Below are 24,384 nucleotides of genomic sequence, written 5' to 3'. Positions count from 1 at the left end.
AATAGCGTAACAAGCTAAGTACTTGTTACGCTTGATTTCTAGTAAACAACATTAGGTGATTATATTTTTATTGTGGTGGCTCAGTACCAAACCACTTTTTATAGATTTCTGCATATTTACCACTCTCTTTAATAGTGGCTAGTGCTTCGTTAACTGGCTCTACTAATTCAGAATCTTTCGGGAAGGCGATACCATAAGGTTGACCTTCTAAAACGTCCCCAACTGTTTTCAATGTGTCAGAAGCATTTTCTTTAATATAGTATTGTACGTTTGGTAGGTCATAAAGAACGGCATCCAAACGGCCTGCTTCTAAATCCATATAAGCTGTTACAATTTCAGGGAATGCAGATACTTCAGCATTCGTATTGTTTTGAAGGTATTGCTCACTAGTGGAACCTTGACGCGCCCCTACTTTATGACCATCGATATCTTCAATCGATTCGATGTCTGAATCTTTAGGTACAGCTAAAATTAGACCTGAATCATAATATTTATCTGAGAAGTCAATGGTTTCTTTACGTTCATCAGTAATCGAAATCCCAGCAATACCAATATCATGCTTACCCGTTCTCATGGAACCTAATAAACCATCAAAGTTCATCGTTTCAAATTCAATTTCAAATCCAGCTTCTTCTGCAACAGCTGAAATAAGATCAATATCAAATCCTTCAAGCTCTTGTGTATCAGGATTCATGTATTCAAAAGGCTGGAAGTTCGAGTCTGTTGCAACTGTATATGTATTACCTGCAACAGAGGATGCCTCTTCTGAAGCTTCTTCGGATTCTTCAGCGCCTTCACTACCACTTGTTTCTTCAGTAGTGTCTTCAGTTTCATTACCACTATCACTTGATGAGGAATCTGTTTCACTCGTTCCACAAGCGACTAACATGGCAATCGATACGAATAACACAAACATAAGTAATAATTTCTTTTTCATATAACTGTCTAACCCCCTAATTTTTTTGTAGACAACTCTAATTATCCCAAAACTTGCAAAAAAGTTAAATTTTCAAAAAACTCTGTATTTATTTATAATAGCTTATATAGTTCGTTATAGATGTATTATCTCACCCATAGCTAGAATAACTCTACGAAAGTCTATATTCCTACCATATTATCTGAATATACTAAAAAGTACCAGGAGTATAAGACTATGAACTTTGCTTGTCTATAACTAGCCAATAAGAAAAGCAGGCTTCTAATCCCTGCTCTTCTCATTGGGTATCATTCTATCGATTTAATAAACTACCAACATAACGCAATAATTCATTAGCTGATGTTGTATCATAGCCATATTCATCAATCAATGTGGCTATGACTTCATTGATTTTCTTCAATTGCTGCTCATCAGGTGTTTTAGTAGAAGTCGTAATTTTCACTACATCCTTTAAATCAGCAAATAGCTTTTTCTGTATGGCTTCTCGTAATCTTTCATGAGATTGGTAATCAAAACGCTTACCCTTTCTAGCATAGGCTGAAATACGAATTAAAATTTCTTCACGGAAGGCCTTTTTCGCATTTTCTGATACCCCAATCTGCTCCTCTATGGATCTCATTAGCTTTTCATCCGGAGACATTTCATCACCTGTAAGTGGGTCACGTAATTTTGTTTTATTACAATAAGCCTCCACATTATCCAGGTAGTTATCCATCAGGGTTTTTGCCGATTCTTCATAGGAATAAACAAAGGCTTTTTGAACCTCGTTTTTCGCAATCACGTCATATTCTTTTCGTGCAACAGAGATAAAGGATAGATAACGTTCACGGTCTTCCTTGGTAATGGAAGGATGATGGTCCAGGCCTTCCTTTAAGGCACGAAGAACGTCTAAAGCGTTAATAGAATTGGTTTCTTTTTTAATAATAGCTGATGAAATTCGGTTCATAATAAAACGCGGGTCAATTCCATCCATACCTTCCTCAGGGAATTCCTTCTTAAACTCCTCTACATCAACCTCACTAAAGCCCTCTACATTTTGCCCATCGTATAAATGCAGCTTTTTCAGTAAATCTATATCCTGACGCTTTGAATCTTTCAATCTTGTTAAAATGGAAAAAATAGCAGTGATTTTTAAAGTATGTGGGGCAATATGAACATCCTTCATATTACTTTCTCGGATCATTTTTTGATAAATTCGTTCTTCATCGCTCACCTTTAAGTTGTAAGGTACTGGCATAACAATCATTCGGGAGTGGAGTGCTTCGTTCTTTTTATTGGCAATAAAGGAACGATACTCAGATTCGTTTGTGTGAGCAATAATCAACTCATCAGCACTAATTAACGCAAAACGCCCTGCCTTGAAATTTCCTTCCTGAGTTAGGGATAGCAAATGCCATAGGAACTTTTCGTCACACTTTAAAATTTCCTGAAATTCCATCAATCCGCGGTTTGCCACATTTAATTCCCCATCAAAACGATAAGCTCGTGGATCAGACTCTGAACCGTATTCGGCAATTGTGGAGAAATCAATGGATCCTGTTAAATCTGCAATATCCTGTGATTTTGGATCAGACGGACTAAAGGTACCAATACCCTTACGTTTATTTTCTGATATGAAGACCCGCTCAACCATGACATCCTCTATTCTTCCACCATACTCCCTTTCAAGACGCATCATGTTCAGCGGTGAGAGATTCCCCTCGATTCGAACACCGTATTCCTCGTAAAAGTCCTCCCGTAAATGTTGTGGGATTAAATGAAGTGGATCCTCGTGCATCGGGCAGCCTTTAATCGCATATACAGCTCCGTAATCCGTATAGGAGAAACGCTCTAACCCTTGCTTGAGTAATGAAACAATGGTCGATTTCCCCCCACTAACAGGTCCCATGAGAAGCAAAATTCGTTTTCGAACATCTAAGCGTTCAGCTGCTGGATGAAAGTATTCCTCAACAAGTCTTTCAAGCGCCTCCTCTAAGCCGAAAAGTTCATGACTGAAAAACTTATACTCTTTATGGCCATCTTTTTCTTCAACGCCTTCATTTTTAATCATTTGATAAATTCTTGAATGTGCCGATTGTGCCAAATACGGCTTCTCTTTTAAAAGCTCTAAGTACTCCTTAAATGTACCTTCCCACCGTAGAGACTCTTCTTCTTTGCGGTGGTCCTCGATCTTACCTAAAATACTCATTCATCGCCCTCCCATTTTTGTATATTAGATTTACGATGATTTGTACGATTTGTACAATATATGTCGAGGACGAGCTAATGATGAATTATTATATAGAAAAGTCGTGAGGAAAGAGGCTTAACCAATGGCAAAAAAGGAGCTGCCTCCTATGGAAGCAACTCCCTTTCACTTGTTATGTTTATTGATTACCGTTTTTTACCCAAGTCGCAACGTCTACAGTACGTTTTGCTTGATGCTTAACTGCAGCTTCAACGTCTTCAACCATGCCACCATCTTGTCCTTGGGTTACACTTGTGCCATATGGATTTCCACCAGCACCAAAGATAACAGGATCAGAGTAACCTGGTGCTGCAATCACAGCTCCCCAGTGCATCATAGATGTATAAAGGGAAAGAATAGTTGCCTCTTGACCACCATGTGGGTTAGATGCAGATGACATCGCACTAACAACCTTGTTTACTGTTGCACCATTTGCCCATAGTCCACCTTGTTGGTCTAAGAATTGCTTCATTTGAGCAGCCATGTTACCGAAACGTGTAGGAACACTAAAGATAATGGCATCTGCCCATTCTATATCATCAGAAGTCGCTTCTGGAACATCCTTTGTAGCATCCACATGTGCTCTCCAAGCTGGGTTAGAATCAATGGCTGCATCTGGAGCAAGTTCTGGCACCTTAAGAACCTTTACCTCTGCACCATTTTCCTTTGCACCTTCTTCAGCCCACTTAGCTAACTCGTAGTTTGTACCTGTAGAACTATAATAAATGACAGCTAATTTTACGTTTGACATATTCATCGTCTCCTTTTGCGTGTTTTTGAATAATTTACTAAATAAGCCCATTATCATTACTCCTTATGTTCGTATCTTATTGCTCCTAAACGGACGACCACCCCCTTGAATGAGATCAATCATTCTCAGCCAAAGTGTTTGTTGTACCAAATCGTTGCAGCTTCAACTTCTCCCTTTGTTAACTGATGACCAAAGTTCTCCCAATGGAGTTCTACCTCAGCACCCGCATTTTTGAGCAGCTCCTCAAGATCATTTGATTCCTGTGGGGAACAAATTGGATCATTGCTACCGGCTGCAATAAAGACCGGGGTACCTTTAAGGTTTGGTAGTTCAACACCACGCCTTGGCACCATTGGATGATGAAGAATCGCTCCTCTTAACGACTGTTTATAGTGGAATAAAAGACTCCCCGCAATATTGGCCCCATTTGAATATCCAACTGCAACCACGTTGTTGCGGTCAAAGCCATGTTCTTGCGAAGCTTCATCAAGAAATTCATGTAATTCCTTGGTTCGATTGATTAAATCCTCTTCATCAAAAACCCCTTCCGCTAGACGACGGAAAAATCTGGGCATACCATTTTCAGACACATTTCCTCGTACACTTAACACAGATGCTTCCTGATCAATCATGGTAGCAAGTGGAAGTAAATCTTGTTCATTTCCCCCAGTTCCATGAAGTAATAAGAGGGTTGGTTTATCTGGATTAGAACCTTTTTGGAAAATATGCTTCACTTGTTTGTCCTCCTTATAATAGGATGTGCTCTATGTCTAAATCTTTCTCTATGTTTGGTGTGTTCATACTTTGGTGTTCGGTGTAGTCCATTTGGTTCAATTAGTTTCATTTTAGATTTTATGAATTAATTTATCTCGAATTCAAATCAATTATAAAAGCCTTATAGAATTTTGTCAACGGATAAGTTTGGATGTTCAAACTAAGGGGTGAGCTTTAAACCACGGTAAGGATATTCTTAAGGATGAATGGAAACTCTGAAGTACTTTTAAAAACAGAAAACAGCTAATTAATCCAAAAAATTGAGTATTGCTCTTGTAGATTCGTAATTGCCCTTCCACTTTAAAAAAAGTGAGCTACCACAATGGCAGCTCACTGTTCATTATTCTCCTTCTTTAAATGGATGTAACAATGCATAGATGGCTTTTAACGTTGGTGTTTCAATTTGATGCTGTTTGCCTAGCTTAAGTAAATAACCATGAAGGCTATCTAACTCCAAAGGCAATCCTTTTTGTAGATCTCGATGCATAGAAGAGGTAAACTTTGGTGAAGCTCCTTGGAGTTTTTGCATAACGGACTCAACAGTGTCTTCAGGTAGCGCTATCTTCCGTGCTTTTGAAATTTCATAAACCTCAGTAATTAAATCACGTAAAAATTCAGATGCTACTTGATCCTGTATTACTACTCCAATAGGAGCACGAACAGCTGATGTGATGCCACTAAATGAGGTGATAAAGACAAACTTTTTCCAGATTTCCTCTAAAATAGAATCTGTCAAAGTTACATTAAACTCCGCCTGCTTCATAATAGACTCTACTTCTTGTAGAAAAGCTTGATCTACTGACGTTAGTGGACCAAAAATCACATCATGCATGGAGCTTGTTTGAATAATGTCCCCTTCTGTATTCAGGGTGGATTCGATATAGCACAAGCCGCCAAGAACATTCTCTTGGCCTAATTCTTCAGTTAATAAATCTAAATGTTCAATGCCATTGAGCAACGGTAAAATTTTTGCCCCTTTTTCCACTAGCTGTTTTAGCTGCGGAATAGCCCCTTCGATGTGATAATTTTTTAAGCCTAGGATAACGAGATCAGGATTTTCCGCCTCGCTTGGGTCTATGATCAAATTCGGTTCAATAGAAAAATCACCATGAACGCTTTCAACCTTTAACCCTCTATTTTTTAACTGTTCATACCTTCGTTTTCGAACTAAAAATTGCACTGGGTGACCTGCTGCAGAAATTTTTCCGCCAAAATAGCCGCCAACTGCACCAGCGCCAAGAACAACAATATTCATATGTACCTACCTCCCCAATAAATTTTCGTATGTATATCTCTAGGTAGTTTGTAAACAGTATATAATAATGCGAATGGTAATACGAGGAATTCATTTGTGAAAAATTCATGAATTATCTCTGAACTTTATGAAATCATGTTCAAAACCTAGTAGTTTTTGGTATAATACGAATTAGCATCGATTACATACGGTAAGTTTCTGTATTTTCAAAGGAGGATATTTACCATGAAGTTACTATTAATTATTGGTGTAAGCATAGCATTTCTTGTATCTATTTTTACTGCTGGATACGATGCAAAGCCAGGTAAGCCGAAATAAAATGAAGAAAAAACGCCGTCACTAAATACCATAGTGTTGGCGTTTTTTTAGTTTAATGGACGTTTGGAAACCCCTGCTGTCTAAGTGCTTCATAAACAATAATAGCAGCAGTGTTAGAAAGATTTAACGAACGAATTTTATCGGTCATATGAATTCGCAGACAACGGTCTTTCTTTCCTTTAAGCAGCTCTTTAGGAATCCCATTGGTTTCACGACCAAATACGAAGAAAATATCTTCATCAGGATTACTATAGTCATAATCTGTGTAAAATTTAGTACCAAAGTTTTCGATATAGTAAAAAGAACCCTTTGGATATGTCTCATATAGTTCTTCTATGGAATCATAATAATTGATATTCACATCATGCCAGTAGTCAAGTCCAGCCCGACGCAGCATTTTATCATCGGTAGAAAAGCCTAAAGGTCGGATTAAATGTAAGGATGCATCGGTTCCTAAGCAAGTACGTGCAATATTACCTGTATTTGCTGGGATTTCTGGTTGGTATAAAACGACATGTATTCCCATCTGTATCACCTCGTATGTTGCTATTCCTCCGGTTATTATACCATATGTTATTCGCCAATACGGAAAAACTTATACTGGCAATTCGGCGTCCAGGCAGTAGAATCCTCATAGCGCCAATAGCGGTGGCGGCTATTCACCGTATGGGCATTGACAAGTGGCTCTCCCCTTCCGTCTTTAGCAACCACAATTGTGTTGTGGTTCCATCTGCCGTCTCCTTCAAAATCATAGCAAATGACATCGCCCGGTAGCAGATTTTCTGCATGGTCCACTTCCTTGGCTGTTAATCCTTGTTTCGATCCACTTAAATACCAGCGTAAAGCATGGGCCACAGACCAGCTATAACTCCAATTGTTGCCTTGGTACCACCAGCCCTTTGACCGATTCGGCCCCCCCCACATCGGTGCTCCACCAGCACGGAGACATTGAGAAATAAAACTCGTACAATCATCCTCAAATTTTCGATATGCTGGGTTGTAACCATTCCACCAACGTTCGGCATATTGCACGGCTTTACGGCGATCGTAGTTAAAGGCTCTGTCATTACTTTGGTCTGATGGGTCTTTAGTCAAATTCAATTCATAACGCTGATTTTCTTTTGGTGGGTTAGTAATATCATGTTGAATCAAATGGTTATGTTTTAGCGTGAACCTTCCAGGAATAATCTCTTCCTCCATATACGTATGGTCATCTTGCTTTAATAAATATTGTAAATGGAGGGTATAGTCCAATTCGTCCTCGTTACGTCTGGCTCTAATTCGTTGATAGGGCTGCCCATCACCAGTCACTCGTAACAGCTGTACGCCCCGCTTTTCATAGGATTCTTTTTTGCGATTCCACCAATCAAAATCCCGTTCTGATTCGTGTATGATTTTCTCCCATTCCTCTTCTAAAAGATGCCTTTTCATGATGTCATCCTCCCTTCCTTTCATTTGTATGAAGGGGGAGGGAATGGCATGAAAAAATAGTTGGGCTATAGAGCCGGTGTTGCGATGTTTTCGTGTTGTAATAAAAATTGCTTTTTATCTAGTCCCCCGTTGTACCCAACGAGTTTTCCGTTACTACCAATCACACGATGACACGGCAGGATAATGGATAACGGATTTTTGTTTACCGCTCCCCCGATTGCTCTAACCGCCTTTGGCTTGTCGATTTGAATGGCAAGGTCTTTATAGGTGCGTGTTTCTCCAAAGGGAATTTCATAGAGCTCTTTCCACACTTTAGCTTGGAATGGTGTGCCTAGTGGTTGAAAGGACAAATCAAAAAGCGTACGTTCGCCATTAAAGTACTCGTTAAGCTGATGCTCTACGTGATTTAATTCTGTTGGGGAAGCTTGGTGTATGGTTACCGTTGTGAAATGCTTATTTGTCCATGTTTCATAGGCAGCCTGAAGGTCATCGATGGTTCCGTAATCGATCCGGTAAATGTGGTCTTGATTGCCAATGATAGTCATTGGACCGACTGGGGTTTGGATTTGCTTTTGGTATAAGGTTTCAATCATTTAATAAGTCTCCCTCTTATTGATTTATGGTTTTATTTTACTAAAGATTGATGGGAAATGGCTATGGGGTTGTGTTTTTAGTTGAGTTCAGTCTGAGTGATCATTTGAGGGGAGTGAATTTGATTAAAATGAAAATCAGCTGCTTATTTCCTTCTTAAGCAGCTGATTTTCATTAACTATGAACCGGCTCATCAAAAAAAGAGAGCCCTTTTTCCATCTCTGCTAGTACAGATTCATCGGATTCGTGTTCTCGGGCGGCTAGAATCGCATTTCGACCTTCATCCGCTCCAATTTTGCCTAGCGCCCATGCAGAAGTTCCGCGAATCACAGGACGTGGGTCTTTTTTCATTAATTCAATTAAATCCTGTACTGCCGTTTGATCCTTATAGTTGGCAAGCGCAATAATTGCATTACGTTGAATCGGCTTTTTTCCACGCCAAGAGCCAGCAATAAAACCAAACTTCTCTTTAAATTCTCGGTTTGAGATTTTGAGGATTGGCTTTAATTTCGGCTTCACAACATCTGGATCTGGCTCCATCTCCGTATGAAAATGAAAATTTTTGCCCTTGTTTTTCGGACAAACTGCCTGACAGGTATCGCAACCATAAAGACGATTTCCGATTTTTTCTCGAAATTCATCAGGAAGGAAATCCTTCGTTTGGGTTAGAAAAGCAATACATTTTTGGGCATTTAATTGTCCGCCTTGAACGAGAGCACCAGTTGGACATACGTCGAGACAAAGTGTACAGTCGCCACAATCCTCTTCAACAGGTTGGTCTGGCGCAAACGGAATGTTCGTAATCATTTCGCCTAAATAGACATAAGAGCCATACTCTGGTGTGATTAACACTGTATTTTTTCCTGTGTATCCGAGTCCAGCACGAGCTGCAACCTCTTTATCGGCGAGCTCGCCAGTATCCACCATGATTTTGTATTTCACATCTGGATGCTGATCCTGTAGAAATTCACCCAGTTTCTCAAGGCGATCACGAAGAATGTGGTGATAGTCTGTTCCCCATGAGGCGCGACAAAATTGTCCACGACGCTCTTCCTTTGTATTCCGTGGGGCATCCTTAATCTTAGTTGGATAGGCCAATGCAATGGAAATAATCGATTGCGCCTCTGGCATAAGCTTGGTTGGGGTTGTACGTTCCTCATTTGTACCCTTTTCGAATCCAGACTGGTAATTTAACGCCTGCTGTGTTTTTAGCCGCTCCTTCAAAGTCGAAAACACATCTACAGACGCAAATCCAATTTTATCAATACCAATTTCTTTACTATGGTCGATCACCTGTTGCTTAAGGTCAGCAAACATCACAACCCCTCCTTTCCATAACAATTTACAACACCTATATCATTCATGCTGAGACAACCCCCACTTTACTGCTTTAAAGCAACTGGGGACTGACCCCCGTTGCTTTAGAGTGTTAAAGGATTTGGACTTGGGCGGTTCTGAGTCGGTTGAGGGTGGCGGCGATTTCGAATCTTCTTGGGCGTGCGATCTCGCCTGGATGCTCATTCGGTCTAGAAGTGAATGAAGCAAGCCCTCTTGAATCAATTTGTTTTTCAATCTGATTTAGTAACTCAGTCAAAGAGGTTTCTGACTTCAACCAGCCTTTTTGCTCCAAATAATGAATAATTTGGGCTATCATCCGTGTTTGGGAGGTATCCACAAGCTGTTCTACTTGCTGCAGATCTATATCCGTTGTTCCCATAATAATCTTAGATAAACCCTTTGCTTGAACCTTAGATTTTTTCCCTTTTCGTGTATCTAAGCTGTACGGTAAAAAGCGACGATTGGAAATCGCGCCAAAGGATTCACTCAGATCCTTACGCTGACTCGGGAACTGACTAGCGATATCCTTTGCCTTTGTTGTTACGTTGAATGGAATATATTCATCCAGCATGATAACTTGGTCGGCGGCATCAAAATAGTCCCCAGAGCCACCCATAACCAAAATCGTTGAAACATCGTGTTCGACTCGAAGCCGTGTAATCTTATCAATAAACGGTGTTATCGGTTCTTTCTCCTTCACAACTAGCTCCTGCATACGTTGATCCCGTATCATAAAGTTGGTTGCACTTGTATCCTCATCGATAAGAAGAGTCGACGCACCTACCTCTAATGCTTCCATTACATTTGTTGCCTGTGAAGTACTTCCACTGGCATTTTCCGTACTAAATTCGTTGGTATCTTCACCATGTGGAAGATTATTAATAAAGGGCGAAATATTTACATGGCTAACTTTCCGGCCATCCTCAGCTCTAACCTTCACAGCATCCGGATCTGTGAGGACATACTCACGTCCATCTCCTTGCACATGATGGTAAACGCCTCGTTCTATCGCGTTTAACAGAGTACTTTTCCCGTGATATCCACCACCAACGATAACGGTGATGCCTTTTGATAAGGCCATACCAGTTAATGGCTCATCTCGGTATGGAATGTCAATCGATACTCGGTTTTCCTCCGGGCTTTTAAAAGGAACTGCTTTCTTTAGTGGGCGGTTACTGATTCCACTTTCTCGTGGCAAAATGGCTCCATCTGCAACAAATGCAACCCAATTGTTCTCCCGCATTTTTTCTCGAATCACTTCTTGTTGATCAGCTAACTGAACAAAACTCTCGATATCCTTTTCCTTCATCGCAAAAAGCGATTGTGTAAGGATATTCGGTAACACTTTAAAGAACAGCTTTTCTGCTTCTTTTCCGTTAATTCTCCGCCCATTTGCTGGCAAACCAACCGACAGACATATGGTAGTCTGTTCTCCATCGATTGTGACAGCCGTACGTTCTAAAATTTCCTGCCCAGGTGCGTCAATTGTTAATAATCCACTTTTACCTGATCCCCTTATGGATTCATTGTTTTTACGGATAGCACGACCCACATGACGGGCAATAACGTCCTCCGTATAGATTTTTCTCATTTTGCTCTTGTACCAATCTTTTTTTATCGAAAATTGTCGTTCAGGAACGATGATTCTTATTTTAGATGGAGATGCAAAGGGGTCTCCCTGGACGTAATCAATCGCTAATTTAAAACTTTGAAATTGATACGTACCTTGTAAGGATTTGTAGCCTTTATATCCTTTTCCATCGATATCCCGTAACTGAGCCTGAAGTTTCTGCATTCGAAAAAACACCTCATCATTGTATTGTCAATGTTTACAATACTAGGCTCAGGTATGAATTTCAAGAAATGGAGTTGTGGGTTTATGAACAACATTAAAAAACGCAATGCTTCGTGGCAAGCCAGACGAAACACTGCGTTGGTAACAATTATAAATGGAGCGGGTGATGGGAATCGAACCCACGACATCAGCTTGGAAGGCTGAGGTTTTACCACTAAACTACACCCGCGTTTTTTGTCGAAAAATTACTGTTTTCAATTGATATAAAGAATTATAACAACTAACGGACAACTGTTCAACAGTTTTTAAAAATTTTATTCATAAAATATGATTTTATGCCAAGAAATGTTCGGGAAAATTGCATTATCGCCATTCACATTAAAATTATTCACTCTGATTAGGAATTTTATTGAATCCAAAGTGGAATATCTATAACCACAGGGGGTGCTAAGCATGGCTCAAGATGTTTTATGTGAAGTGAAAAACTGCGTCTATTGGGCAGAAGGCAACAAATGTACAGCCGATGCCATCTATGTAGTCAGTCATCATGGGCAAGAAGCATCTGATCAGCAGGAAACCGATTGTAAAACCTTCGAGCCTGAGCATTAAAGAACTCTCTGTTAGAAAAACCTGAGTCCGTTTGGGCTCAGGTTTTTAAAAATTAGGCTGCAATATCTCTTTTCTTGAAAATCCACCAAGCAAGTACCATAAAAATCACAAAATAAACCGCATCAACGATCAGTGAAAAGGACAGAGATAATCCTTCCATTAACATTTGGGTTCCATCCACATACTGAGCCAAATTTAAATTCGGGAATAGGATAAATTTGCCCCAGTCATATTGGCTGAGGAGCATGGTGAAAATGTTCCCAGATAGTAGGACAAATACTCCCACACCAATCGCAATCGTATTACTACGAAAGGCTGCTGAAATCATAAAGGCCAAGGAGGCCACAACCATAAGACTCAAGAATCTTAGACCGTAGATTTTTAGTGCTGCAAGGCTCTCAATTGTAGATTCAGCATCACCATTAGTAGTAAACTCAATCGTTTTATAATCAAAGCCAGCAAAACCAAACACAAATCCGCCAATGATCCATGAAAGGATGAATAACAGAGCTAGCAATACGGTTTGATAGATAATAATCGCCATGAATTTAGAAAGTAAAATTTGACCTCTAGTAAAGGGGCGAATCATAAGCATCTTAATTGTACCCCACGAAAATTCACTTGCTACCATGTCAGCAGCCACAATGACCACAAATAAGGAAATAAGTGAAATTAAAAATGTGGATTCATTTACAAAGGTCCACACATTATTTTCATATGGGTTAACGCCCTCATCTAAATAACGTTGTAGTCGATCAATTTCCCCCTCCAAATCATTAATGACCCGAGTTGAATCTATAGAGTTTCTAGGTTCTGCTTCTGCTATTTTTTGTTCCTCTTGGATAATATCTTCATAATTCCGAATCTCATTTTCGACCTTTGTTTCCCAATCCTCTTCATGATTGGCAACTCCATTGGTAATCGCAGCGACTAAAATAACTGCCCCCAGCATGATTGCCATCATAATCCATGTACGTATACGTCTAAATATTTTCATATTTTCATTTTTAATTAGGGATAGCATTATTTCTCACCTGCCTTCGTAATTTGCAGGAATTTATCTTCCAGCGATTGATTTTTACTTGTAATACCGTATATTTTGACCCCTCCCTGAACAAGCGTTTCATTCATTGCAGGTATGTTTTCCTTTTTCGTCATTACTTGAAGTTGACCTTTTACAATTTTACTACCCTGTTCTGCAAGCAGATTTTGAGCCTTTTCAGCGTCATCCACTTCAAAATGAACGAGTGTACCCTCATTAGGTTCATTCGAGAATTCATCAATTGTGCTTATATTAATGAGCTTACCTTCTTGAATGATTGCGACTCGGTCACACATTTGCTGCATTTCTGATAAAAGGTGACTAGAAACCATAACCGCAATACCTTCTTTAGTGAGATTTCTTAAGTAATCACGGAAGTCACGGATACCTTGAGGATCAAGACCGTTTGTCGGCTCGTCTAAAATAAGTAAAGATGGACGGTGTAAAATGGCCTGAGCCACCCCTAAACGCTGTCTCATCCCAAGTGAATAGGTTTTCACTTTTTTATGGATGCTCTCTTCTAATTCAACCTGTTTAACAACCTCATTTATACGTTCTTTAGAAATCTCTGTTTGGGACATACGAGCGAAATGAAGCAAGTTTTGATACCCTGATAAAAACTTATACATTTCAGGATTTTCTACAATGGCTCCAACATCAGACATCGCTTTTTTAAAGTCTTCATACATGTTTGTGCCATTAATAAGGACGTCCCCTTTTGTTTTGGAAATCAACCCCACAATCATACGAATGGTAGTGGTTTTACCAGCTCCATTTGGACCAAGTAATCCAAATACTTCACCAGGGTTGACCGTAAAAGATAAATCATCAACCGCATTATTATTGCCAAGTCTTTTCGTTAAATTTTTTAGCTCTAAAACTGGTTCCATGGTTACCTCCGCATTTCATAAAAGTTCTAAACTTTAAACCATCTTAACACAACCATTTTCTAAATTGTCGTGTTAAGTTAAATCTTTACAAATCTGGTCAAATTTTGTTGATTACTACTATTCTTGTTGTTCCTTTACATTAAACCAATCCCACAACCTGACCTCACCTATTGACATACTGGCTATCCAATCTTCTTCTTTTAGCTTCAAAATTTCCTTCGTTGGCCCGGTGACGACAACACCATATAGTTGAACCCCATTTTCCTTGAGATACTCAATTCGTTTTTCTAGCTCCAAATCAGAATAGCGGTACACTTGGTTAGCAAGTCTCTCATGTTCCGCCATAATTTCAAGCGTTTGGATAAAGTTTTCGTTACGTAAATCCTCACTCCCATACATATCAAATTCAGGGTAAGTACCTGTTTCAGATCCCACCTTGACCCCGAAAGGTCCTTCTTTTTCCGTCCTTGAGGTGACTTCCATATCCTCTGGGTGCCACATCGGCATAGTTGGAAAGCCAATCGGATCTGTTGGCGCAGCTCCCATTTCTTCTATTTCTCGCTTCTCAACACCTGTATCTGCCGCCATCCATACTGGCTCAAGATTTTTGTCTTTAAATTTAGCTAAAAGATCCCCAGTTGAGTAAAGTTGATCCAGTGATAAATATGCTTCAGTCACTGTCCCCTCAGATAAATGTTCTAAACGGTTCCAATCTGGGTCATCCCCGACACTCTCACCGGTTGGCGGATAGAAAAACATTCCCTGATTATAGTTTTCTCGTTCAACGATTGGAGCGAAGGGGAGGCCATATAAAAATTTCATTTCAAAATGCCCAACATTTTCATATTTATCACCAATTCTTTTTCTCAACTCTCTTTCATTGGTAAGAAAGAAAAAACCCGAGTTAGACCCACCACTCTTAGCCTGTATATTTGGTTGAGTTACCGCAATTGTTGATTGGATCACATCATTGTATACTCTCATTCTATCTGGTTCTCCCCAGGTATAAATAATCATATTGATTATACTACTCAAGACAGCCACAATAATTAGAATCCCAAGAGCTGTCAAGGCATTGCTAATTCGAGCCTTCCATTTCCCTTTTCTAATAATCTTTTTCTTCTGTTTATCTTTTAATTCATTCTGTTGCTCCTTATTTTCTCCAAGCTGTTCATCAAGGTATGATTGATAAATTTCCATCTTTTCAAGCTCTTTTTCTACTTCCTTGTGCTCCTCCTCAGACAGGGTACCTTCCATATATGCCTTAAGTTTTCCCTTAAAATCCTCACTCATGTTTGATCCTTCCTTTCCTTTAATCCCCGGAGTGCTTGCCTGCCTCTGAAAAGTACTACTTTAAAATGAGAGATAGAGATTTTCATGATCGTTGCTGCATCCTGATATGACAGATCATGAAAATCTGTTAATAATACTGCATGCCGTTGTTTTTCTGACAAATTGTTTAGCAAGTTGGTGATCTCCCATATTTCAAGATTTTGTAAGGCCTCATGTTCAGTCGAAGCTTTCCCTTTTATCTGCTGAAAAAATTGTTTATCTTTAACAATATTTCGTTTGTTTTTTCGATGATGGTCGATAAATGTGTTGTGTGCCACGCGAAATAACCAAGGCTTCAGATTTTCTTCGTGAAGCTCTTCAATGTGCAAGTAAGCCCTAAAAAATGTTTCCTGCACTAGGTCCTCCGCTAAATAGGTATCTCTAGAAAGGGAGAGCAAATAGCGATAAACGTCGTGCACATAAGACTGATAGATTTCATCTAAACTTTGGCCTGCTGACATTTGCGCCCCCCTCTCCTCACCTATCTACGTTTCGGGGTTTCATTTTGTTACAGAAAATCTTGAGTTTTTTCGATGTTTATATTGCATAATTTTAACAATTACTTTAAACTAAATATTATCTATCTTGTCAGGCAAGATAGTTCTATTTTAATTAGGTATCTTGTTATACCAAATAGCCATGGGGTTGAAAACATGTCGCTAAGAAGTCAATTATTAAAAGGCATTTTAGAAGGGTGTATCCTTTCCATCATTGCTCGTGAAACAGTTTATGGATATGAACTTTCGATGAAATTACAACAATTTGGACTCAAAGATGTTAGTGAGGGATCTATTTACCCCATTCTATTAAGATTACAAAAGGAAAAATTGATAAGAGGGGAAATGCGCCCTTCCCCAGCTGGTCCTAAACGAAAATATTACTATTTGACTAGCAAAGGGCAGGAAGCGTTAGAGGAATTTTTACATGAGTGGAAAAATATTCAAGGTCCTGTTGAAGAAATTTTGCAAGGGGGGAAGCCGTCATGGACGCCAAAAAATTAATTGAGTTAAATAATCAAAAGCGAAAGCAATTAACTAAGGAGAATGAAACTTATTACGATGATATGCTGCTGTATTTACGTACCCACATTTCACTCTCCGAGCAACAAACAGAGGAATTGTTAATGGAACTACTCGACCATCTGCTAGAAGCCCAGAAACAAGGCAAAACCGCCGTTGAAATTTTCGGAACTGATTCAAAGTCTTATTGTGATGAAATGGTGAAGCAATTACCTAAGGAAGGTTTCAAAAATGCGGCAATTTTTATTGGCTTTTTAATCCTCCAACTCATTGGTTGGAGTGGACTCGGATATGGTGGAACAAGTTTCATTTTGGAAATGTTCACTGATTTTAATCCGTCTTTCTATATTGGCACAGGTGTTGTTATGGTGTTGGTCTTTTTGCTAAGCACAGCGCTGATGATTTTTTGTTTTTTTGTATGGCTTAAACGTTCGGTATATAAAAAATACACGAAAGTAAAAAATGTATTTATCGGCGTAGGCATAGGTTTAATCTTTTTTCTAAGTATTTTTAGTATTAAGTTTATTCCTGACTTTGGATATGAGATTGAAAAAGGAAATTACTTATTTCTAATCGGAGGGGGCTTTATTATCCTTCTCCTCAAATGGATTAACAACAAATACCGAATCATCTCATAAAGCAAGTGGGGGAGGCCACTTGCTTTACTCATGTGAGTTGCGTCACGAACCCCTCACAGCACTAAATTCCATTATTCTTTCTGGCGGTTGAGGTTTACTGAAATAATATCCTTGCCCAACGACACCTAGGGGCTTAAGAAACTCATATTGTTCCTCAGTTTCAACGCCTTCAACCACGACTGGTGTTCCTAGCTTTTTTCCAATATCAATGAGCGAGGTTAAAATAATGGCTGCTTTGTCATTTTTCATCACATCATTGAGAAAGGATTGATCAATTTTTAAGTTATCAAAATTAAAGTTCTTCACGACGTTAAGAGAGGAAAATCCTACGCCAAAGTCATCAATCGCAATTCGCACTCCTAGGCTTTTTAATTGATTTACAATTTCTGTTGTTTCCGTCACATCAAAAATAATGCTTTCGGTAATTTCAATTTCCAATAATTCAGGTTCAATTCCCGAATCTTCTAGGGCCTTCTGAACAAGCTCCACAAATCCCTCTTCAACTAGTTGACGACCAGATACATTTACTGCTACTGAAATACGCATTCCTTTATCCTCCCAATTTCGGCACTGGATACACGCCTCTCTCAATACCCACTCCCCTACTTCGACAATCATACCGGTTTCCTCGAGCACCGGAATAAACTCACCTGGAGATACCGAACCAAAAGAAGGATTCCACCTTAATAATGCCTCCACCCCAACAGCCTTACCCGAAGTAATATCCACTTTGGGTTGATAAACTAGCCTATATTCATGATTGTTCATTGCTTTAAATAGACCATTTCGAATTTGGGTTTTGCGCAACATTTTTTGATTGATTTCCTCGTTATAAAACTGAAAATTATTTTTTCCCTTTTCCTTAGCAAGATACATCGCTATATCTGCATTTCTCAGTAAAACATCCGGATTCTGAACACATCTTGATGTTGTACTAATCCCAATACTAACCGTTGCAAATAGTTCGTTTCCTGACAAATGAAGTGGCTCGTTCATTGCTTGCGTAATTTTACTTGCAACCTCTATAACCTCTGCTTCTGAAACGTCCTCTAATAAAACTAAGAACTCATCTCCACCCTGCCGTGAAAGAACTTGGTTATCTGCAAGACACTGAACAATTCGTACTGATGCTTCCTTTAAAAATTCATCCCCCACCTTATGGCCGAGCGTATCATTCACATTTTTAAAATTATCAAAATCAATCATTAAAATAGCAATATTGGTACCTCTTTCTATCGATCGTTCTACAGCTCCCCCCAAATACTGACCAAACCATTTGCGATTCGGCAATCCGGTTACAGCATCTTGATATGCCAGCTCATTTAGCTTCTCCTCTGCTTCCTTTCTTTTGGTAATGTCTGTTACAATTCCATTCATTTTCACAACCTCGCCCCGGTCGTTCCAAATGGGATTCGCCTTTTCCTCAATCCAAATGAGTTCGCCATTCGGTTTAAAAACACGGTATTCTAGAGCCATTTCTTTTCCTTGCTCCAGCTCTTTCCTTTCATGAAGATACTTTGGTAAATCTTCAGGATGAATATATTTCTCCCACATCCCTTTATTCTGTAAAAATTCCTTTGTCAAGCGGCCAAACACCTTGGAGTGACCTTCGGATATCATCACCTTACCTGTCGTCATACTTTTCGACCAAATAGAGACATTTACACTTTCAAAAATATCCCTTAACAGACGTTGATTAACTTTTAAATAATACGTTAGCAAACCAAATCCAACAGAAATAAGGATGGGGATCATAATGGGTACAGATAAGAAGTCTAAATAGTTATTTTGTTCACGAAACATAAATGACTCAATTATTTCACATAACACATAAAATAGAATAATCTTTAAAAATGAGAAAATAAGGCCTGGCAGACCTGAATAGTAGGTAAATACCATAACAATAAGCAGCGCCAATATCCATACCACTTCAGCCTTAGAACCGTACACCATAAAGTCCTGCCAAAGAATAGCAAATAAAATAAAACCACTTATAAACCATGCATGTGTGGGCATTTCTCGCAAACATTGCTTTAAATATTTCATCGGAATTCACCTAATCTTAAAATTGATATCAGTTAGTATGCAGCAAAGCTAACATTTCATGTGACTATGGAGAACGCTCCATTTTGTTATAAATTATTGACAGAATTATTTTAAAAAACGGTTGACTTTCAATTAAAGTCTGATATCATAAGATAAAATTATTCAATACGTTAATACATAAACGCGTTGAAGAAGATATGTCTATTACGAATCATACTTTAAGAGAGCTGGTGGTTGGTGCGAACCAGTGGTGGTTGTAATGGATAGCACTTCGGAGTAACAGGTTGAATTTAAAGTAGATCTGTTCGGCACATGCCCGTTATGCATGACAGACCAATGAAGGCTTCTTGCAGCTTAGCAAGCAGCAAACAAGGGTGGTACCGCGTAAGTAAACCTTTCGCCCCTTTTACCAAGGGGTGAGAGGTTTTTTTATATTTAATCTAAAATTCCCAGCAACCAATTAAAGGAGTGAATGTACATGTTAGCTGATCAACAATTTTTAAGAATTCCCGGTCCTACCCCTATCCCACCAAGTGTTCAGCGTGCGATGAACCAAACGATGATCGGACATCGGGGGCAAGAGGCGAAGGATTTAATTCAAAATATTCGTCCCAGACTAAAACCGATTTTTGGAACGGGTCAAGATGTAATGGTCATTGCAGGAAGTGGAACAGCAGGACTTGAGACCGCTGTTGTAAATGTCGCTCAGCCAAATGACGAAGTACTTGTAGTAGTAACTGGCTCATTCGGCGATCGTTTCACCAAAATTTGCGAGGCCTATCAGCTTCAAACACATATCATCAATGTCCCGTGGGGAGAAGCCGTGCAGCCCGAACAAATCGAGGCATACCTTAAACAACATCCATCCATTAAGGTCGTTTTCACTACATTTTGCGAAACATCAACAGGCGTGCTGAATCCAATTAAAGAGATTGCAAGCGTGGTCCATCAATTATCTGAAGCCCTTCTTGTTGTCGATGGGGTTTCCTGCATTGGCGGCGTGGAAAGCCGAATGGATGAGTGGGGTGTCGATGTTCTGATCACCGGATCACAAAAGGCATTGATGCTGCCAGCTGGGCTTACCTTTGTAGCCGCAAGTGAAAGAGCCTGGAAGGTCATCAAGGAAAATCCACGCCCACGATTTTATTTAAATTTATCATCGTATCAGAACAAACTCCAAGAGGATTCAACACCATTTACACCAGCCTTATCTCTTTTATTCGGTTTAGATCAAGTTTTGAATTTAATTGAGGAAGAAGGCTTTAGCGAGGTAGTGAAGCGTCACGAGCTCATGAAAAATATGACGAGATCCGCTTGTAAAGCTCTCGGTGTTCCCCTGCTTACATCAGATGAGACTGCTTCACCAACGGTAACGGCCATTAAGCCTGGGGATTTTGATTCCGAGCAATTTCGAAAAACAGTTAAACAAGAATTTGGTTTAACTCTTGCAGGCGGACAACAGCAATTAAAGGGGAAAATTTTCCGCATCGGCCATATGGGTTATACCTCCCCTTCCGATGTTTTACAGACCATTAGTTTACTCGAAATGGGTCTTTACAGGATTGGAAAAGAAGTGGAGCTTGGAAAGGGCGTTGCAGCAGCCCAAGCAGTTTATTTGAATCAGTAAATTAAATTAGATGAGGTGAGATAAGTTGAGTTTTCAAATTTTAATCAGTGATCCACTAAGTGAAGAAGGTATTCATCCGCTAAGACAAACAGATAATATGGAAATTACAGTAGCTACAGGACAATCTGAAGAAGAATTGTTATCCAATATTGAACAATATGACGCCCTACTCGTTCGAAGTCAAACTCAGGTAACAAAGGAAGTAATTCAGAAAGGTAAGAATTTGAAAGTCATTGGTCGCGCAGGAGTAGGTGTCGATAACATTGACCTTGATGCAGCTACAGAGCACGGTGTTATTGTGGTCAATGCACCAGATGGCAATACCAACTCAGCTGCCGAGCACACGATTGCCATGCTCATGTCCTTAGCTAGAAAAATCCCTCAGGCCTTTTATTCCTTGAAGCAGCAAAAATGGGATCGCAAATCATATGTTGGGGTTGAGTTAAAAGGAAAAACACTTGGGATTGTTGGTTTAGGAAGAATCGGTGCAGAGGTTGCATACCGTGCAAAAGGTCAGCGACTCAATGTTGTTGCTTATGATCCTTACTTAACGGAAGAACGTGCGGACAAAATGGGTATTCAATGTGCCACACTAGAAGAGGTATTGCATCAAGCAGACTTTATTACCGTGCACACGCCATTGCTCAAGGCGACCAAACACATTATTAATGATGATGCTTTCAAGCAAATGAAACCAGGTGTTCAAATTATCAACTGCGCACGTGGTGGCATCATTGATGAGGATGCGTTATATCGGGCAATTTTAGATGGTAAAGTTGCAGGAGCTGCCCTAGATGTATTTGAAGAGGAACCATTACAAAATTTCCATTTGCTTGAATTACCAGAAGTCATCGCCACACCACACCTTGGTGCAAGTACGGTGGAGGCGCAGGAAAATGTGGCCATTGATGTCAGTCATGACGTCATCAATATTCTGAACGGTGGCGTGGCTCGCAATCCAGTCAACCTGCCATCCCTACCAGCTGAGGTAATGAAGCGGATTGAGCCTTACTTTAATTTATCTGAAAAACTAGGAACCTTTGTGGCACACATCGCCAAAGAGGCGGTTGAGGAAGTAAATATCTATTATTCTGGAGATTTAACAGAGCATGATGTTACACCATTAACTCGTAATACGGTCAAAGGGATTTTGAAACGTTTCCTTGGTGAACATGTGAATGATGTCAATGCTACTTATTTTGCTGATAAAAAAGACATCACGATTAATGAACAAAAAACCTCCGTTACCAAAGGGTTTACTAATTTGCTAACTGTGGAAGTCAAAACAAGGAATGGCTTCGCAAAAGTTGCTGGTACCCTGCTGAATGGTTTGGGAACGCGAATTGTCAAGGTTGATACGTACAGTGTTGATGTGGTGCCAACGGGCAACTTAGTGCTAATTCGTCATAAAGACCAGCCTGGTGCCATTGGTCGTGTCGGAAGTCTCCTTGCTCAGTTTGATGTTAATATTGCGACCATGCAGGTGGGGCGGTCTGATGTTGGTGGAGATGCGATTATGATGCTAACCGTGGATCGTCAAATTGATGAGGATGTGCTTGTGGATTTGAAAGAGGTCACAGATATTTATGATGTTACACCGATAGATTTATAATAGGAGTTGAAAATGCTTAGGAACTGGTTGGTTCCTAAGCATTTTTTCAATTGCGTTTATTTATCAGCTTGTGTGGCCGCAACACACAAATCCTACCCCAGCGGACGACTCTCCCTCTTCCGCTCACTAAACACTTGAATCTCATCATACCCAACTGAGCGCGCCAGTTCTAATGACTGATCATAAGCATACCCGACATGCTTCGGTGCATGAGCATCAGAGCACAATACAATTCCAACACCTGCATCATAGCACTTTTTCAATAAAATCGGATCTGGATAAATTTCGCCAACAGGTTTGCGCAGGCCAGCCGTACTAATCTCAATGCTTGTACCTGATTTTGCGAGTGCTTCTACTGCTCGATCATATTGTTTCTCTACAAAACTTTGGTCATCAGGCTTATAGGAAAAGATTTTAATTAAATCAATATGCCCCACAAAACTAAACAGCTTTGATTCAGCCAAGGTTACGATTTGATCGAAATATTGCTCATAAGCCTCATAAATATCACGTTTTTCATATTCATCACGATAAATTTGCAGATCAATACCCCAGTCGCCAATCCAATGGACTGAGCCAATAACATAGTCAAACGGGTAGGCATTAATGAATGTTTCCATCTCTTTTTCTTTACCTGGTGTGTAGTCCATTTCAATGCCCATTTTCACTTGTAATCCTTCTTCACGAGCTTGATTAAATAGCTTATGGTAATCTTTGAAATGCAGCCCCCGACGATTATCAATCCAAGGATTCGAAATGATGTCCTTCGTTTCCTCAAAAAAATAAGCATGCTCGGAAATACCCAGCTCCTGGATGCCCTTTTCCTTTGCCTTCGCTACATACTGACGTAAATAGTCGGTTGAAAACTCACCTGTCTCGATCATATGTACATGATAATCTGTTAGCATGTTCTCCTCTCCTATCGTCTAGTTAAAATGCTTTTGTACAAATAGGTTTATCTTGGGAAAATAACTGATTAATGGTTTCGATAAAGGTATCATCTGTTATATTGGCCAAACCAGTTTTATGTAGGGCTTTAAAATCTACAGCACCCATCAATAAGGAGGAAAAATCCCCAATCTCCATCGAAATCTCCACATCAGCATGCTTTTCATTCAAGTTTACGATTTCCCCATCTTGAATAGCCAACGTGATAGAATCATTATTGTGCTTCAGCAAATCATCCTGAAGTGAAATTTTTACGTTAATTGTTTTGTCGTTAAAACGGTGTCCCTTTGCTTTCAAATCAGCCACAAGTCCATGAATGTTAATAACCCGGTACATGACCCCTAAACCATGATTCCCAAGATGATTTAATCCAGGTGCAGATGGAATCTCAGTCATTTCACCAGATATACTTTCCTGGGATTGTACAAAATATAGAAGCTCTCTCCCATAATCATTTACAATGATTCTATCAAATTGGTCGGCCTGTTGATACAAATATGTAGAAAATTCTTGCAAAACTTCAGAGTTTTCATAGAAAAATTCATGAATTCTTATTTGACCACCCGCTGTACTATGAGCAATATAGCCTAAAAGTTGTCCGTTTTTTTTATAGCCAATCAAGCGTCCAAACTGAAACGGTCGGTTCAATTCCCGTTCATAGTATACTCTTTTCGTCATTCCGTGAGTCTGTGCTGCTACACGGTTATAGCAATGAAACACGTCATCCCTGTCTTTTAAAGTCAACTCTTCCAAATGGCTCTTTTGTTTATAATTCGTGAACGATCTAGGAGGCAGTTCTAGTTGATGGACCAACGTTCCGAGACCAAATCCCATTTTTCGATAAAAATCCGTTCGAAAGGGATGAAGCATGACCATGTGACAATTCTGTTGTTGACTTATTTCAAAGAATTCATTGATTAATGATAATGCATGCTTTTCCTTTTTATGTAGCATATCAACGGCCAACATTCCCAGTCCGCCCATTGGAATGGATATGGATGAGAATGTGACATCAAATTGAAAGACTCTCATTCCTGCTACTAGTTTCCCACCCCTAAGCAGGCCATACATTTCCTCATTTGTGGCCTGTTCAATATTTTCTTTTAACCATTTGTCCGCGTGTAAACCCTCAAACGCACGATTCGCGAGCGAACAAAAACGATCAATCTCCTCGCCAACCAATTTTTTGATCACGCTTCTTCCC

22 protein-coding genes, 1 tRNA gene and 1 other annotated feature are annotated in these 24,384 nt (G+C 39.6%); of the genes, 5 read left to right on the top strand and 18 right to left on the bottom strand.

Annotated elements, in window-relative coordinates:
- Positions 1–67: 67 nt before the first annotated feature.
- The 11 genes from GH754_RS10860 to GH754_RS10810 all read right to left on the bottom strand — a co-directional run bounded on the left by GH754_RS10860 (position 68) and on the right by GH754_RS10810 (position 11,646).
- Positions 68–937 (bottom strand): transporter substrate-binding domain-containing protein, encoded by an 870-nt coding sequence (locus tag GH754_RS10860; RefSeq protein ID WP_228550230.1) that lies wholly within the window; start codon positions 935–937, stop codon positions 68–70.
- A 292-nt stretch (positions 938–1,229) separates the two neighbouring features.
- A complete protein-coding gene (locus tag GH754_RS10855; RefSeq protein WP_153728730.1) occupies positions 1,230–3,125 on the bottom strand; it encodes a PrkA family serine protein kinase in 1,896 nt (631 codons plus the stop codon).
- A gap of 178 nt (positions 3,126–3,303) precedes the next feature.
- A complete protein-coding gene (gene wrbA / locus GH754_RS10850) occupies positions 3,304–3,915 on the bottom strand; it encodes an NAD(P)H:quinone oxidoreductase (RefSeq protein ID WP_153728729.1) in 612 nt (203 codons plus the stop codon).
- A gap of 125 nt (positions 3,916–4,040) precedes the next feature.
- Positions 4,041–4,649 (bottom strand): alpha/beta hydrolase, encoded by a 609-nt coding sequence (locus GH754_RS10845; RefSeq protein ID WP_323741971.1) that lies wholly within the window; start codon positions 4,647–4,649, stop codon positions 4,041–4,043.
- Positions 4,650–5,029: 380 nt separating this feature from the next.
- Positions 5,030–5,944, bottom strand: a complete 915-nt coding sequence (locus tag GH754_RS10840) for a ketopantoate reductase family protein (RefSeq protein ID WP_153728728.1) — start codon at positions 5,942–5,944, stop codon at positions 5,030–5,032.
- A gap of 370 nt (positions 5,945–6,314) precedes the next feature.
- The gene (gene trmL, locus GH754_RS10835) at positions 6,315–6,788 is read right to left on the bottom strand and encodes a tRNA (uridine(34)/cytosine(34)/5-carboxymethylaminomethyluridine(34)-2'-O)-methyltransferase TrmL (protein WP_153728727.1); all 474 of its coding nucleotides are present in this window, start codon (positions 6,786–6,788) and stop codon (positions 6,315–6,317) included.
- A 47-nt stretch (positions 6,789–6,835) separates the two neighbouring features.
- Positions 6,836–7,693 (bottom strand): amidase domain-containing protein, encoded by an 858-nt coding sequence (locus tag GH754_RS10830; RefSeq protein WP_153728726.1) that lies wholly within the window; start codon positions 7,691–7,693, stop codon positions 6,836–6,838.
- 65 nt (positions 7,694–7,758) lie between these two features.
- On the bottom strand, positions 7,759–8,286 hold the full coding sequence (locus GH754_RS10825) for a methylated-DNA--[protein]-cysteine S-methyltransferase (protein WP_153728725.1): 528 nt from the start codon (positions 8,284–8,286) through the stop codon (positions 7,759–7,761).
- A 172-nt stretch (positions 8,287–8,458) separates the two neighbouring features.
- Positions 8,459–9,604, bottom strand: coding sequence for a tRNA epoxyqueuosine(34) reductase QueG (gene queG, locus GH754_RS10820; RefSeq protein ID WP_323741980.1), 1,146 nt, complete (start codon positions 9,602–9,604; stop codon positions 8,459–8,461).
- Between the two features lie 109 nt (positions 9,605–9,713).
- Positions 9,714–11,417 carry an ABC-ATPase domain-containing protein gene (locus tag GH754_RS10815; protein WP_153728723.1) on the bottom strand — a complete coding sequence of 568 codons (1,704 nt, stop codon included), beginning with the start codon at positions 11,415–11,417 and terminating at the stop codon, positions 9,714–9,716.
- 155 nt (positions 11,418–11,572) lie between these two features.
- Positions 11,573–11,646, bottom strand: a tRNA-Gly gene (locus GH754_RS10810).
- Between the two features lie 224 nt (positions 11,647–11,870).
- On the opposite strand from GH754_RS10810, the gene GH754_RS10805 reads away from it, so the two are divergent.
- Complete coding sequence (locus GH754_RS10805) at positions 11,871–12,026, top strand: DUF1540 domain-containing protein (protein WP_153728722.1); 156 nt, start codon at positions 11,871–11,873, stop codon at positions 12,024–12,026.
- A 52-nt stretch (positions 12,027–12,078) separates the two neighbouring features.
- Here GH754_RS10805 and GH754_RS10800 read toward each other — a convergent pair whose 3' ends face one another.
- The 4 genes from GH754_RS10800 to GH754_RS10785 all read right to left on the bottom strand — a co-directional run bounded on the left by GH754_RS10800 (position 12,079) and on the right by GH754_RS10785 (position 15,751).
- Positions 12,079–13,050 carry an ABC transporter permease gene (locus GH754_RS10800; protein WP_153728721.1) on the bottom strand — a complete coding sequence of 324 codons (972 nt, stop codon included), beginning with the start codon at positions 13,048–13,050 and terminating at the stop codon, positions 12,079–12,081.
- Positions 13,050–13,958 (bottom strand): ABC transporter ATP-binding protein, encoded by a 909-nt coding sequence (locus GH754_RS10795; protein WP_153728720.1) that lies wholly within the window; start codon positions 13,956–13,958, stop codon positions 13,050–13,052. The genes GH754_RS10800 and GH754_RS10795 overlap by 1 nt, the downstream gene beginning before the upstream one ends.
- A 117-nt stretch (positions 13,959–14,075) precedes the next feature.
- Entirely contained in the window at positions 14,076–15,251 is a 1,176-nt protein-coding gene (locus GH754_RS10790) for an anti-sigma factor (protein WP_153728719.1), read from the bottom strand.
- A complete protein-coding gene (locus tag GH754_RS10785) occupies positions 15,248–15,751 on the bottom strand; it encodes a sigma-70 family RNA polymerase sigma factor (RefSeq protein ID WP_153728718.1) in 504 nt (167 codons plus the stop codon). Before GH754_RS10785 ends, GH754_RS10790 begins: the two co-directional genes overlap by 4 nt.
- A gap of 192 nt (positions 15,752–15,943) precedes the next feature.
- Here GH754_RS10785 and GH754_RS10780 point away from each other — a divergent pair, with 192 nt between their 5' ends.
- Positions 15,944–16,291 carry a PadR family transcriptional regulator gene (locus GH754_RS10780; RefSeq protein ID WP_153728717.1) on the top strand — a complete coding sequence of 116 codons (348 nt, stop codon included), beginning with the start codon at positions 15,944–15,946 and terminating at the stop codon, positions 16,289–16,291.
- Positions 16,273–16,947, top strand: coding sequence for a DUF1129 family protein (locus GH754_RS10775; RefSeq protein ID WP_153728716.1), 675 nt, complete (start codon positions 16,273–16,275; stop codon positions 16,945–16,947). Before GH754_RS10780 ends, GH754_RS10775 begins: the two co-directional genes overlap by 19 nt.
- Positions 16,948–16,989: 42 nt before the next feature.
- On the opposite strand, the gene GH754_RS10770 is transcribed toward GH754_RS10775, so the two are convergent.
- Positions 16,990–18,993: a putative bifunctional diguanylate cyclase/phosphodiesterase gene (locus GH754_RS10770; RefSeq protein ID WP_153728715.1), complete on the bottom strand. Its 2,004-nt coding sequence runs from the start codon at positions 18,991–18,993 to the stop codon at positions 16,990–16,992.
- A 177-nt stretch (positions 18,994–19,170) separates the two neighbouring features.
- Positions 19,171–19,401 (top strand) — a binding site (T-box leader).
- Between the two features lie 70 nt (positions 19,402–19,471).
- Between GH754_RS10770 and GH754_RS10765 the strand changes: the two genes are divergently transcribed.
- Together GH754_RS10765 and serA are read left to right on the top strand one after the other, a co-directional pair.
- Positions 19,472–20,620, top strand: coding sequence for a pyridoxal-phosphate-dependent aminotransferase family protein (locus GH754_RS10765; protein ID WP_153728714.1), 1,149 nt, complete (start codon positions 19,472–19,474; stop codon positions 20,618–20,620).
- A 25-nt stretch (positions 20,621–20,645) separates the two neighbouring features.
- Complete coding sequence (gene serA / locus GH754_RS10760; protein ID WP_153728713.1) at positions 20,646–22,232, top strand: phosphoglycerate dehydrogenase; 1,587 nt, start codon at positions 20,646–20,648, stop codon at positions 22,230–22,232.
- A gap of 92 nt (positions 22,233–22,324) precedes the next feature.
- Here serA and GH754_RS10755 read toward each other — a convergent pair whose 3' ends face one another.
- Positions 22,325–23,140, bottom strand: coding sequence for a histidinol-phosphatase (locus GH754_RS10755; RefSeq protein WP_153728712.1), 816 nt, complete (start codon positions 23,138–23,140; stop codon positions 22,325–22,327).
- A 22-nt stretch (positions 23,141–23,162) separates the two neighbouring features.
- Positions 23,163–24,374, bottom strand: coding sequence for a GNAT family N-acetyltransferase (locus GH754_RS10750; RefSeq protein WP_194841332.1), 1,212 nt, complete (start codon positions 24,372–24,374; stop codon positions 23,163–23,165).
- Positions 24,375–24,384 lie beyond the last annotated feature (10 nt).

The organism is Salinibacillus xinjiangensis (genome assembly GCF_009649735.1).
GTDB lineage: Bacteria > Bacillota > Bacilli > Bacillales > Alkalibacillaceae > Salinibacillus > Salinibacillus xinjiangensis.
Note: the sequence above shows the minus strand (reverse complement) of the source record. Positions and strands in the feature narration are given on the sequence as shown.